10 protein-coding genes and 1 pseudogene are annotated in these 12,404 nt (G+C 69.9%); 6 read left to right on the top strand and 5 right to left on the bottom strand.

Annotation, left to right across the window (positions count from 1 at the left end):
* Positions 1 to 1,442, top strand: a 1,442-nt coding sequence (locus tag AB0G13_RS31155; RefSeq protein WP_357882128.1) for a thioesterase domain-containing protein, incomplete at its 5' end; no start/stop codon positions are given.
* A gap of 181 nt (positions 1,443 to 1,623) precedes the next feature.
* Here the strand turns inward: AB0G13_RS31155 and AB0G13_RS31150 are convergent.
* Positions 1,624 to 2,253, bottom strand: a complete 630-nt coding sequence (locus AB0G13_RS31150) for a helix-turn-helix domain-containing protein (protein ID WP_357882125.1) — start codon at positions 2,251 to 2,253, stop codon at positions 1,624 to 1,626.
* Positions 2,254 to 2,277: 24 nt separating this feature from the next.
* Here AB0G13_RS31150 and AB0G13_RS31145 point away from each other — a divergent pair, with 24 nt between their 5' ends.
* Together AB0G13_RS31145 and AB0G13_RS31140 are read left to right on the top strand one after the other, a co-directional pair.
* Positions 2,278 to 2,550, top strand: a complete 273-nt coding sequence (locus tag AB0G13_RS31145; protein ID WP_357882122.1) for a hypothetical protein — start codon at positions 2,278 to 2,280, stop codon at positions 2,548 to 2,550.
* 128 nt (positions 2,551 to 2,678) lie between these two features.
* On the top strand, positions 2,679 to 3,650 hold the full coding sequence (locus tag AB0G13_RS31140; RefSeq protein WP_357882120.1) for an IS481 family transposase: 972 nt from the start codon (positions 2,679 to 2,681) through the stop codon (positions 3,648 to 3,650).
* A 6-nt stretch (positions 3,651 to 3,656) separates the two neighbouring features.
* Here AB0G13_RS31140 and AB0G13_RS31135 read toward each other — a convergent pair whose 3' ends face one another.
* Entirely contained in the window at positions 3,657 to 6,542 is a 2,886-nt protein-coding gene (locus AB0G13_RS31135) for a DEAD/DEAH box helicase (protein WP_357882118.1), read from the bottom strand.
* 8 nt (positions 6,543 to 6,550) lie between these two features.
* On the opposite strand from AB0G13_RS31135, the pseudogene AB0G13_RS31130 reads away from it, so the two are divergent.
* Positions 6,551 to 7,111: pseudogene (locus AB0G13_RS31130) on the top strand (ATP-dependent RecD-like DNA helicase); the annotation flags it as partial.
* Here the strand turns inward: AB0G13_RS31130 and AB0G13_RS31125 are convergent.
* On the bottom strand, positions 7,043 to 7,984 hold the full coding sequence (locus tag AB0G13_RS31125; protein WP_357882134.1) for a hypothetical protein: 942 nt from the start codon (positions 7,982 to 7,984) through the stop codon (positions 7,043 to 7,045). The pseudogene AB0G13_RS31130 and the gene AB0G13_RS31125 overlap by 69 nt on opposite strands.
* Before the next feature lie 346 nt (positions 7,985 to 8,330).
* Here AB0G13_RS31125 and AB0G13_RS31120 point away from each other — a divergent pair, with 346 nt between their 5' ends.
* Entirely contained in the window at positions 8,331 to 9,416 is a 1,086-nt protein-coding gene (locus AB0G13_RS31120) for a serine hydrolase domain-containing protein (RefSeq protein WP_357882131.1), read from the top strand.
* Positions 9,417 to 9,534: 118 nt separating this feature from the next.
* Here AB0G13_RS31120 and AB0G13_RS31115 read toward each other — a convergent pair whose 3' ends face one another.
* Complete coding sequence (locus tag AB0G13_RS31115; RefSeq protein ID WP_357882116.1) at positions 9,535 to 10,656, bottom strand: hypothetical protein; 1,122 nt, start codon at positions 10,654 to 10,656, stop codon at positions 9,535 to 9,537.
* A gap of 150 nt (positions 10,657 to 10,806) precedes the next feature.
* Between AB0G13_RS31115 and AB0G13_RS31110 the strand changes: the two genes are divergently transcribed.
* Positions 10,807 to 11,376 carry a hypothetical protein gene (locus AB0G13_RS31110; protein WP_357882113.1) on the top strand — a complete coding sequence of 190 codons (570 nt, stop codon included), beginning with the start codon at positions 10,807 to 10,809 and terminating at the stop codon, positions 11,374 to 11,376.
* 291 nt (positions 11,377 to 11,667) lie between these two features.
* Here the strand turns inward: AB0G13_RS31110 and AB0G13_RS31105 are convergent, their stop codons facing one another.
* A complete protein-coding gene (locus AB0G13_RS31105) occupies positions 11,668 to 12,057 on the bottom strand; it encodes a hypothetical protein (protein WP_357882110.1) in 390 nt (129 codons plus the stop codon).
* Between the last annotated feature and the right edge of the window lie 347 nt (positions 12,058 to 12,404).

Raw genomic sequence — 12,404 nt, 5'->3', positions numbered from 1 at the left:
TCGACGAGGTCGACCTGGACCGGATGCGACGCAACGGCATCCTTGCCATGTCCCCCGAGCAGGGCCTGGCATTGTTCGACACGGCAGTACGTACCGACCGGCCACAGCTGGTGCCGATCCGGGTGGACGTGGCCGCGCTACGTCGAGCCGGGGCCGGTGGTGTGCCGCCGCTGTGGCGGGTGCTGGCTGGTGGCACGACCCGCCGGGCGGCGACCACAACCGACGCGCGGGTGGACCTGGCCGCCAGGCTGGCCGCTATGGGAGTCGAGGAACGCCAACGGACAGTCCTGGAACTGGTACGGACACAGGCCGCGGTCGTACTCGGCCATCCCGGCCCAGCGACGATCGACCCGGACAGCGCGTTCCGCGAGCTCGGCTTCGACTCGCTGACCGCGGTGGAGCTGCGTAACCGGCTCGCCACCGCGACCGGCCTGTCGTTGCCGGCCACGCTGGTCTTCGACCATCCCACCCCGGAGGTGTTGACCGATCATCTGATGAACAAGCTGGCCTCCGCCGTGAGTGCCGGCAGCGACCGCAGTACCAGAGCCGAATCGGCCGGCTCGGGAGCCGTTCGAGTGTCGAACCTCGCGGAGATGTACATGCAGGCCGAGGTCGACGGCAGACACGACGAGTTCTCCGACGTGATCGGGCGATTGGCGAAGCTCCGCCAGACGTTCGGTGTGGACACGGCCGACGAGGCGGTCCGGCCTCCCACACGGGTCGCCACCGGCGACGGCAAGCCCAAGTTGTACCTCTTCACCCCATACGTAGCCCCGGCCAATTTCCAATATGCGCGGCTGGCGTTGGCCTTCCAAGGCACCCGTGACGTGTCGGTGTTGCACCCGCCCGGCTTCCATGCCGGTGAGAAACTGCCGGAGAACATCGAGGCGATGACTCTCGCGTACGCCGAGACAATCATCCGAGACAACGCGAACGGCGAAGAATTCGCACTGGGCGGCCACTCCAGCGGTGGGCTGATCGCCCACCGGGTTGCTGCCAAGCTGGCGCGGATGGGCGTGGCGCCGGCTGGCGTCATTCTGCTCGACGCACCCTCGCAGGCGGACCTTCAAACCGTATCGGAGGACGGGCCGCTGTGGCGAAAGCAGATTTTTGAGGGACTCAGGCGGACTGGCGATGACGGCGATGACAGCTGGGTCTTCGCGATGGTCCATTACCTCTCCCTCCAGTGGTGGCCTGCGGAGCAAATCGAGATACCGACGCTCCAGGTCCGTGCATCCGAACGGATCAGCGGACCGGCAGACAATAACGACTGGATGTTCACCTGGAGCTACGCCACCACAGTCACGTTGGCAGATGTGCCAGGAAATCATGTACAAATAACCGACCAATACGCTTCGGTGAGCGCGTTGGCGGTCAATGACTGGTTCTCCCACTCGCCCGAGGAGCGCCCAGCCTTCGTAGACTACCGGGGGTCAAAGTAGATGTGGCCCTCCCGAGCTCAATCAATTCTAAGCGAGCTCAATGGGCTCAGCTTTGCTGAGCCACCGAATCCTGACTCGGGTGGGGGACCACCAACCTGTTCGGAGTTGACCCAGCAGGTGACTGACCTCGGGGTCCTTTCCGCGATTTGTCGGCCTCCGCCGGTGGGAGGTGCTCGCGCACTTACTGGACGTGGCGTGGTGATCCAATAGGAGCCTGGCCGGCTACTTCGACCTGAAAAAATAGATCGATAGCCTGGCTGGCCGAGATCCGGATCCTGCGGGTCTGCGCCAGGTGCTCGGCGATCCCCTGATGGGTCCACTGTGATTCGGTGTCCGGTGGGTCGCTCGTCGCGGTCGCCGCGATCAGCAGCCGCACGTCGAGGTCGTGGAGCCGGGGCCGGCCCGAGCGGGGCCGGTCGGTCAGGGCCTTCATGCCCCGGGCACGCCAGTCACGCCGGGTGCGGCGCACGGTGGCCACAGCACAGCCGAGCATGGCGGCAATCGTCTGATTCGGGGTTTTCTTCCAGGCCAGTAACAGGATTCTCGCGCGGCGGACCTCGCGGACCGGGGCGGTGGAGCAGCGGATCAGGTGGTTGAGATGGCGACGGCGGTGACGGACAGGCGAACCGTGTCGTGGCCGCGCATTCGGGGCACGAGCGGCCATGATGCCAACCCGGCCACCACCCGTCGATGCGGCCGGGCGCCGGTCGCTGGCCGGACCCGCGACCGGCACACTGGCGGGCATGCCGGTGCCCACCCGACGCGTCAGGACGACACCGCGGCCGACCTCGATCACCGCGCCGAGCTGCACTGGTCACAGCTGGGCGGGGTCGAGGTGCGCTGGCGCGGCGGGTACGGCTACGTCATCGGCTACCTCGACGACGACGAGACCGACCTCAACGCCCCGGAGGAGACCGTCGCCCTGTGCCGGATCGGCTATCTCGGCACCCCGGACGACTGGACCTTTGCCCTCTACGACCCGGCCACCGACTCCTACCAGGACACCGTCCTGCCCGACGGATCCCTGACCGGCACCCTCACCGACATCCTCGACTGCGCATGCCGGGTACACCTGGCAGACATCCCGCCCAGACCAACCCAACCCTGACAGGACTTCTGCGGGGCTGCACTAGGTGTAGTGACCATGAGCGTTGTTGACGGCGTGGCGGCTTGATACGAGATGAGACCTCCGGCGAGGTGTGAGGTGCTGACGCCCACTACCGAACCGGAGGTCTCATGGCCCACCGTAATGCCCGGCTGACCGTGCACGGCCGGCGGCTACTCATCGCGCGTGTCATCCGCCAGGGCCGTCCCGTCGCACACGTCGTCAAAGAACTCGGCTGCTCACGGGCGACCGGCTACAAGTGGCTGGCTCGATGGCGGGCCGAAGGGGATGCGGGCCTGCACGACCGCCCGAGTACCGCCCACCGCCTACCCGGTAAGACCCCGCCCACGCTCGAGGCGGCGATCTGCCAGCTGCGTCAAGACCGCAAACTCGGCCCACGCCGCCTCGCCCCGCTGCTGGGCGTGCCCGCATCCACGGTGCACGCAGTGCTGACCCGCCACGGCCTGCGCCGCCTGGCCTGGCTCGACCGACCCACCGGCGAGCCTGTGCGCCGCTACGAACGCCGGCGTCCCGGCGAGTTGATCCACGTCGACGTCAAGAAACTCGGCCGACTCCGCGACGGCGGCGGCTGGCGGATCCACGGCCGCGACAGCATCGAATACCGCCGTGCCCGCGGCAGCACCCGAGTCGGCTTCGACTACGTGCACTGCGCGGTTGACGACCACACCCGCCTGGCCTACGCCGAAATCCACCCCGACGAGAAGGCCGACACCTGCGCCGGGTTCCTCCGCCGCGCCGCCGCCCACTTCGCCACTCACGGCATCGACCGCATCGAACGGGTCATGACCGACAACGCCTTGGCCTACCGCCGCGGCCGCGCCTGGCGCCAAGCCCTGACCGACCTCAACGCCCAAGCCCGTTTCACCCGCCGCTACCGGCCACAGACCAACGGCAAAGCCGAACGCTTCAACCGCACCCTGGCCGACGAATGGGCCTACGCCCAACCCTTCACCAGCAACCAACAACGCGCCGACGCCCTACCCGTCTGGCTGCACACCTACAACTACCATCGCAGCCACACCTCACTCGGCGGTAAACCACCCATCAGCCGCGTCAACAACGCTCCAGGGCATTACAACTAGGTGGACCTACTCGACGGAGCCCACCCCTATTTCCCGGTACTCCCCGAGCCATCCCGTCGCGCGATGGTCGCCCCGCCAGGTGAACACGACGACGCCCTGGTCTCCGTCCCCGGGCGGGAAGGTAGTGCCCGCCGTGCCCCGGCGGATCGGCTCCGCGCGGTGGGTGCGGCCGGCCCAGACCGTCACCACCGCGCCGGAAGGACCGGTCGCGACGACGTCCCGGCCGGAGACCGCGATCGCGCATCCAGTGGCCCGCTCGTACAGCAGCTTCCGGTAGGCGCTCTCCGGCAACCGGCAGGCGCGAGGCGGCCTGCCGGGCGGCCAGTCCGGCGCAGTGTGGCCGTTGCCGACGGCCGCGTGCCAAAGCTCAGGCACCGCGTCGGCCAGATGCACGGGCGTGGCCATCAGCTCGCAGATCCACAGGAGCCTGCCCGCTCCGCGTGGCGGCCGGCAGCGCCGCCACCTGACCCGGCGGCCGAGGTCTCCGGCGACCACCGCGACCCACGGGTGGACCGTGCCGAGCAGGCCCTGGCTCGCGAGCCAGTGCAGGTACCGGGGAGCGTCCTCGAGGATGGGATAGATCGCGGCGTACGGCATGCCCGCGATAGTGGTGACGCTCTCGCCGAACAGCTCCGGCGCGTTCGCTACCGCGAGCAGGGCAGCCTGGGCCAGGTCGCCGCGCTGAGGCTCGGGCAGGCCGGTCGCTGCCGCCGCGGGCTCCGCCGGCGGGCCGGTCGGCACGACCCCGGAGTTGATGATGCCGGCGACCGCGTTCCTGGCATCCTCGGGCACGGCGACCTGCGCGAGCTTGGGCACCAGCGTCGCGACAGTACGGATGAGCGCGCGCTCGGCCTCGGCGGCGCTGGCGGGTACCGGTAGGTCGTTCAACGTCCGGCGCAAGTGGTCGCATACCGTGGCCGGGACCATGAGCCGTGCGGTGAGCTGGCCGAGGTCGGTCGGGGCAAGGAGCGTTTCCTCGAGGTCACTCCCGGCGTCTGCCGGTGTGTCAGCGACCATGCCCGCGTCGGCGAGGAACTGGATGGCCTGCCGCAGCGGACCGAGGCTGCGACGGCCCTGCTGGTGGGCCAGCGTCCGGACCCACCAGCGGTCAGCCGCTGTCCGCGAGGTCACCTCCTCCCGTACCACCTCACCGAGGACATGGTCGGGCAGGCTGGACTGGATCTGTGACCGCACCACGTATCCCTCGGTCAGCCGTGCCTGCCAGGCCGGCCGTTCGCCGTCGTCGACGATGAGGAACGCCCAACCTAGGTCCTCACCCGCGCCGACCCGTCCGGCGCGGCCGAACATCTGCTGGACGGTGGCCACGTCCAAGCCGTCCAGCCCGACCTGGGTGTCGCGGACGATGACAGCGCGCGCGGGCAGGTTGACCCCGGCGGCCACGGTCGGCGTGGCGACGAGGACGTCGAACTGCCGGGCGCGGAAGGCCGCCTCGGTCTCCCGCCGGTACGGCCAATCCTTGTAGTGCAGGCCCACGCCGGCCTGGCCGCACACCATGTGCACCTGCGCCGCATCGTCCGGCCTGACCCGGGTGGTGTCCACGCCCCGGCTGGCCGCGAGCAGCAGCGCGGTCCGGCGTACGTTGCGTTTGCTGCCACAGAACACCAGCACGCTGCCGCCGTCGGCGGTCACGAGGCGGCTTATCACGGTCGCCAGCCGGCCTCGCGTGGCGTCCGTCACGTTCCAGTCGGCGTGCGCCGCGACCGCGGGCAACTGCCAGGTCAGCCGGCTGGACCGCCACGTCAAGTGCAGCAGCCGGGCCTGCAGCCAGACCGCGATCTCCTCCGCGTTGCCGACCGTGGCCGACAACCCGACCACCCGGATCGGCGGCTGGGCGTCGCGCATCCGGGCCAGCATTGCCTCCAGCGTGGGACCACGAGCGGGATCGCCGAGCAGATGGATCTCGTCGACGATCAAGCAGTCGACCTCCGCCAGCGCCTCCCGCAGGGCCGAGCTGCGCGAGACGGCCTCGAACTTCTCAGTGGTCGCCAGCCACAGATCGGCCTCCCGCATCCGGTCCGCGTCGACGGCGTACTCGCCGGAGAGGCGTTCGACCCGCACCCCCTTTGCCTTCCAGGCCTCCAGGTCGTGGTTGAGCTCATCGGTGAGCGAGCGTTGGGGTACCAGCCAGACCGCCTTCCGGCGCCGCAGGAGCACGCTCTTGAGCGCGGCGGCCATGCCCATCACCGTTTTGCCCGCTCCCGTGGGTGCGACGACGAGCAGGTTCTCGTCGCCGTCGAGGATGGCGGGAAGCACCTGTGCCTGGGCCGGGTTGAATGTCGGGTACGGGAAGAAAGGGGACAGGGTGGGCGGCAGCAGGCCGTTGGTGGCGACTGGGCCGGCATCCGGTGATGGTGCGCCGTCGTACGCCTGCCACATCAGCGCGAAGGCGTCCCGCGCGGCTACCGCGGCGGCGCCGCTCGCCCGGCTCGGCCGTCGGGTGGGGCCACGCAGCAGCGCACACGGGTAGGTCACCGACTGGAGCGACCGCTCAGACGGATCGTCCGGGAGGCGGCGGATGGCCTCGTCCTCGACGAGGTACGGGACTCGCCGCACCTCGGCACCCTCGGCGGCGAGCTTGTCCGCCAGGACGGTGAACCGCGGATCAGCGGGGAGCAGGACGCGGACGTCGGTGCGGTCCGTGATGTGCGGCAGGGGCAGATCCGGGTCGGCGATCTTCATCCACAGCAACCCTCGGTCGCGAGGACCGGCCCGACTCGTCCCGTCCACCGTTGTTCGCCATGCCCTCACCGCCGCCGACTCCGGACCGTCGAACACCTTACCGGTGGGCCCGCGGTCGGCCGGCCGGCGGGTGCTCGGCCGCCACTCTCGCCAGGCGGCCGCCCTGGAATCATTTTCTCCGATGACGGCCACCCCCGCACCTGGCAGCACGGAACGGTCGTCGAGGCTTGCTCGAGCGGGTCGTCTACGTCAACGAGGAGACCGGCTACACGATCGCCCTCGTCGCCACCAGCCGGCTCCGGCACCGGCATGTTGACCGGGGTGGGTCCCTGCTGGGTGTGCAGCCGGCGAGAGCCTGTGAATGGTCGGCTGCTGGGGATGACACCGGAAGTACAGGCTGCAATTCGAGGTCCAGTCGTACACGACGATCCTGCCGCCACCGTCCAAGGCATCAAAACGCTATCCCGGCTCCGGACTGATCAAGGGCATCGGGCCCAAGACCGCCGCCCGCATCGTCGAAACTTTTCGGCACGGATGCGCTGCAGATCATCGAGGAAGAACTGGGCCGGCTCGTCGAGGCGCGCGGTTTGGGCGCGAAGCGTACGGCCGCCATCGCCACGGCGTGGGACTCGCAGAAGGCCATTAAGGAGGTGAGGGGTCTTCCTACAGACCGCACCTCTCGCAGTGCGCGTTTAAGGCAATACGGCGACGCGTCGGTGTCGGTCGTCCGCGACGAGCCATACCGGCTGGCCGCCGATGTGATCGAGCCGGAGCGGTACTCCCGCGGTTGGCTGCCGGTGGCCGTCCAGCTCCGACCGCCGTCCCGGCTGACCGCCGCGCCGTCCGGGGCGGCGGTCGGAATGAGGTAGTCGCCGCCGGGCGCGACGCCGCGCCGAAAGTCGCGGAAGGCCAGGGTGTAGATGCCGGCGGTCGCGCCGCCCGGAACCGTGGTCCCGGTCACCCGCCAGGTGAGCCCCCGGTCGTCGTGCGGAACACCCGGGCGGACGGGCCGCCGCCGGTGGCGAACCATGCCGTCCGGGCCGCCCCGTGGTCGGCGGTGACCAGGCAGGTGCCGCTGGCCGCGAAGGCGAACTCGCCGGGCAGCGCCGCTGCATGCCGGCGTCCGGCAGCAGGGACCAGGAGCGGCCACCGTCGGCGGTGGATAGGATCCGGAACCGGCCGTCGACCGGGTCGGAGAGGGCCAGGTCGCGCCGGTCGTCGAAGAACGCCAGGCAGTCGTGGAAGGCCTGCTCGTCTTCGTTACGGAAGGTCTCGGTCCAGTGCCGGCCGCCGTCGTCGGTGCGGTAGACCCGGGACTCACCACCGGAGCCGATGGAGAGGATCACCGCCCGGTACCCGTCGAAGGCCGCGATGTCGCGGAACTGGGGCACCGGTTCCACGCCTGTCGGGCCGACTCGCTGCCAGCTCCGTCCTCCGTCGACGGTGCGGAGCACGGTGTTGTCGCTGCCGCTGGCCGAGGCGCCCCGGCTGTCGACCGGGGCGAGCCCGCGCAGCCGGGAGGTCACCCCGGTCTCGGTGAGCTGCCAGCTCGGGTTGGGCCGCCAGGCGGCACCGGTGCCGGTGGTCGGCACGACGACGGCGAGGATGAGGACGGACAGCTTCGGCGGTCGCATGGACCGGCACCGTATGTGGAATCGGCGTCGGTGAATTCCGTCGCTGGTCGGACGGATTCTCCCGCGTGGGTCGGAGGCCGGGTCATCCCCGGTGGGGAGGCCGATATGGGTCCGCAGACCGACGTTTCCGGTTGGTGGCCGATGGCACCATGAGCAGCAGTTACGTCACACGGGAGGCGATATGCACCTGTCACGCCGCAGTTTCCTGCTGGCCACCACCGGTACGGCACTCGCGACGCCCCTGCTGGCCGGTGCCGGCCCGGCACTCGCGGCCGGTCGTCCGCCCGCCGGGTCGCTGCCGGACGCGGCGCTCACCGCCGACCTGCGCGCGATCACCGAGGCCGGCATGCCCGGTGTGTTCGCCGAGGCGCGGGACGGACGGGACCGGTGGCGGGGCGCCAGCGGGGTGGCCGACGTGACGACCGGTCGACCGGTGCTGCCCGGGTTCCAGCACCGGGTCGGCAGCATCACCAAGACCTTCGTCGCCGCCACGCTGCTGCAACTCGTCGGTGAGCGCCGGATCGCGCTGGACGCCCCGATCGGCCGGTACCTTCCGGAGTTCGCGGTCGCCGGGGTGACCGTCCGGATGCTGCTCGACCACACCAGCGGGATCAGCGACTACGACCACGTCATCTTCGCCACCCCGGAGGACATCGAGCGGCACCGGTCCACCACGTTCACGCCGCGCCAACTCGTCCGGGCCGGCCTCGGTCAGCCGTCGACCGGGGCACCGGGCGCGGCATTCTCCTACTCGAACACCAACTACATCCTGGTCGGGCTGATCATCGAGCGGGTCACCCGCCGGTCCGCCACCGACGAGGTGCACCGGCGGATCCTCCGGCCGCTCGGGCTGCGGCAGACGTACTTCCCCGGCCTGCGTCCCCGGATCGCCGGCCCGCACAGCAGGGGCTACGTGCCGTGGTACGAGGGCGAGCTGCGCGATTTCAGCGTCAGCAACATGTCCTGGGCCTGGACGGCCGGGGCGCTCGTCTCGACCATGGCCGACCTGAACACCTTCTTCCGGGCGCTGCTCGGTGGCCGGCTGCTCCGCCCGGCCCAACTGGCCGCGATGAAGACCACCGTGCCGTTCGACCCGGCCCAGCCGGAGGCCGCCGGCTACGGGCTCGGCCTCTACCGGATGACCTGGCCCACCGGCGACGTCTGGGGGCACGACGGCCTGGTCTTCGGGCACAGCGCCATCTCGCTGCACACCTCGGACGGTCGGCGGCAGGTGAGCCTCGCCCAGAACGTGACGCACTATGCGCTGCCCGGCGCGCCGGACCCGATCGGCGAGGCGGTCGGCAGGTTCCTGAACACGGCACTGGTTGGTGAGAGCGCCGTCGCGGCGCGGACCGCCGCCGCCGCCCGGGTGCCGACGATCGTCCCGGCGCCGGGCGCACCGACCCTGGTCAGGCCACTGCCGCAGCGCTGACGCTGTCGCCGGCGCAGCCGCGACCGGACACCGTACTCCGGTCGCGGCTGCCGCACGACCGGGCCGTGGCACCCCGCTCAGCGCGCCGGCCGTTCTCCGGCTCGCCCGCCTGACCGGTTCAGCAGGTCATGTCGATCTCCAGGACCGCGACCTCGTTCCGATCGACCAGCAGCACGGTGGTCTGTTCCTCCTCGAAGTCCTCGTCGTCGGGTGGCCAGGTCGTCGGCAGCAGGCCGGCGTATCCGATGTGCGCGTCGGCACCCATCCGGGCCAGGACGAGATCGATCAGGTCGTCGCCCAGGAACGTCGCGAGGTGGTCGGCCGGAAGCTCCGGGAACTCGTCGATGCCGTCCCAGCTCCCGTCGAACAGCACGCTCAGGTGCATGCGTACCAGATTGCGGAGACCGGAACGCAGGTCGGCGGCCGGCACGGGCCGGAACGCCTCCTCGTCGTGTTCGTCCGCGTCCTCGCGGTTCTCGACCCACCAGCGGGCCGCGGCGGCCACCGGATCGCCGTCCCCGGAGTCCAGCCGGCCGATCCGGAACCGGAAGGTGACCGGGCTGTTGTTGTTGACCCAGAGCAGGTCGCTCAGCAACGTCATGATGCAGGCCAGCCGGGTTCGCAGGGCGGCGTCGGCGCCATCGGAGTCGGTGACCGGCGGCTGTCGAAGCTCCGGAGCCGGATGCAGCGAGACCCGCAGGGTGCTGCCGTCGAAGTCGCGGTGCAGCAGGTGCAGCGGCTCCGGCCGGCCCGCCTCCTCCGGCCGCTCGCTGTCGGTGGTCAGCCGGAGCAGATCGGCGTACGGGCCGGCCAGCTCGTCGGCGAGGAACCGCACCAGCACTTCCGTGCGCCGGTCGGGTGTCCCCACCACGGCCGAGATCAGGCTGACGAGTTCGGTCGCCACCTCCTCGTCGGTGCGCACGGGCTCGTAGGACCGTCCCGGCCCGACCGACACCCGACTGGTCAGCACCGTCGCGCCGGTGACCTCCGGAAGGCCGGCGGCGTCCGCGATCTCCGTCAACGGCGGCGGCTCTGGCCACTGCTGATCCCGGCGGGACCTGGTCCGCCCGGACACCATCGTCGACGACCAGCCGGCAGCCTGATTCGGTGACCACGTCGCCAGCAGCCACACCGCCGCCACGCGTACCCAATGCTGGTTCGTCAGCCGGCGGCCATCCTCCCGCTCGACCGGGTCGGGCTGCCGGTACCAGGAGTCGTTGTAGGCCGTGGTGCGTTCCACTGCGGCCACCCTTTCCACGTCTGGAAGGTGCGAAGGTAACAGGTGAGGGTGGAACTTCTGTCCACAGCGCGGGGAGGGACTTCGAGGTCCGGTTCCGGCCGACGGCGTCATGTCCGATAACTGTCGGTCGGGGCTCCTACGATCACGACCATGTCGGCTGCCTTCACCGCGCTGTGGACCCAGGACGTCTGCCGGGAGCTGCGCAGGCACCGGGTCGGCGAGCGGCCTCCGGTGACGTTCAGCGGGGTGCACCAGTCCCTGCCCAGTTGGACCAGCGTCGGGGTCGGCGACTCCGTCTTCGCGCTGCACGTCAACCGTTGCGTGCTGCACGTGGTGAGCCGGCTCCGCGTCGTCGACAAGCAGCGGCGCGACTGCTGCGGCAGCGCCCCGGTGACCTGGGGGGATCCGGCCCATCCGGGCCACCACGCCTGGGCGATGCTCGGTGCGGACGGGTGCGGAGCGGTCCCGGTGCATGTCGAGGCCACCCCGATCCGCTTCGACGTCACCGTTCCCGGTGACCTGCTCGGCACGCTGACCTGGCGCAACCGGCGCGGTGACCAGCGCACCCTGAAGTACGTCGTCGACGGCCGTCTCGAACGCTCCGTCAGCCTCCAGGGCATCTATCGCCTGACCGACGAGTCCGCCGCCGCACTGGGCGCCCTGCTCGACAACTCACCAACCCCGAGCCGATCGGCACAGCCGCTCCACACAGCTCGCTAGATCCATGGTTGGCGCGGATGCGGGTCACCGATGATGACGGCCATGGCCACGACCCGACGAGCCGACACATCCACCGCCCGAGGAGGGCAGCGCTACTTCGAGCTGGGTAAGACCCCTGAGCCTCGGTGGCCGGCAGGACGCATGCCAGATGAGAGCCACACCAACTCGCGGTGGGCAGCCGATGAGAGAGCTACCCCGCCGGTCACCTCGACCAGGCCTGGCCGGGCTGCGGTCGTAGCACCAGTACATAAGTAGCCGATGAGAGTGGTTGCCTGACCGACAGCCTCGCGATCAAAGCAGCTCGCCGGTGCAGCGTTCATGGTCGCCGCAGCCGTAGCAGGTGTATCGCATGCAGCCGGTGCAGATCCCGAGGTTCTCCAGCCGGTACGAATCATGGCAGGTGGAACAGGTCTCGCGGCTGTTGAGCATGGCGTTCCAGCCGACGGACCCGCCATTGAGTTCGTACGAGGCGGCGACGAACTCGGCCAGCTCGGCATCGTACGCCGGAGCCGTCGGGTCGCCGATCTTGTTGTTTAAGCTCCAGCAGTACACCGCGAAGAGCGCCCTGCCGGTGACCAGGAAGGCACGACCGCGTCCGTCCCGGACCCAGGCATCGCGCAGATGCCGGACGCGTTCCTGAAAGGGCCACGAACCGTCCAACATCACGCGGTCGCCAGTCATCCCTGGCATTATGCGGACAGGGCCAGGTGGTCATCGCAGCGGCGCTGGTAGCGGACGGGGACCTGTATGAAGCGGCATTGTGGTCTCTTGATCCCGCGTCAAGCGCTCCAGATCTGCCAGCTGTCACTACGTCGGGTGTTTCGACGGTCCTGAATGCGAGGCAGGATCGCCGGCGCTCCCTGGTCCTGGTCTTCACGAGTTCGACCGGTGGACGGTGGAGCAACCTGTCATCGCGTCGGCGGAGAGGTCGATGTCGGCCTGGCTCGGGCGGCTACCTCCTGAGCAGTTCGATGAGCGCGGTGTCGGCTTGGGCCAGGATCGGCGGTCCATGCAGCGGTGTGGCCAGG

Origin of the sequence: Micromonospora sp. NPDC023633, assembly GCF_040640035.1 — a bacterium.
Lineage (GTDB): Bacteria > Actinomycetota > Actinomycetes > Mycobacteriales > Micromonosporaceae > Micromonospora.
Note: the sequence above shows the minus strand (reverse complement) of the source record. Positions and strands in the feature narration are given on the sequence as shown.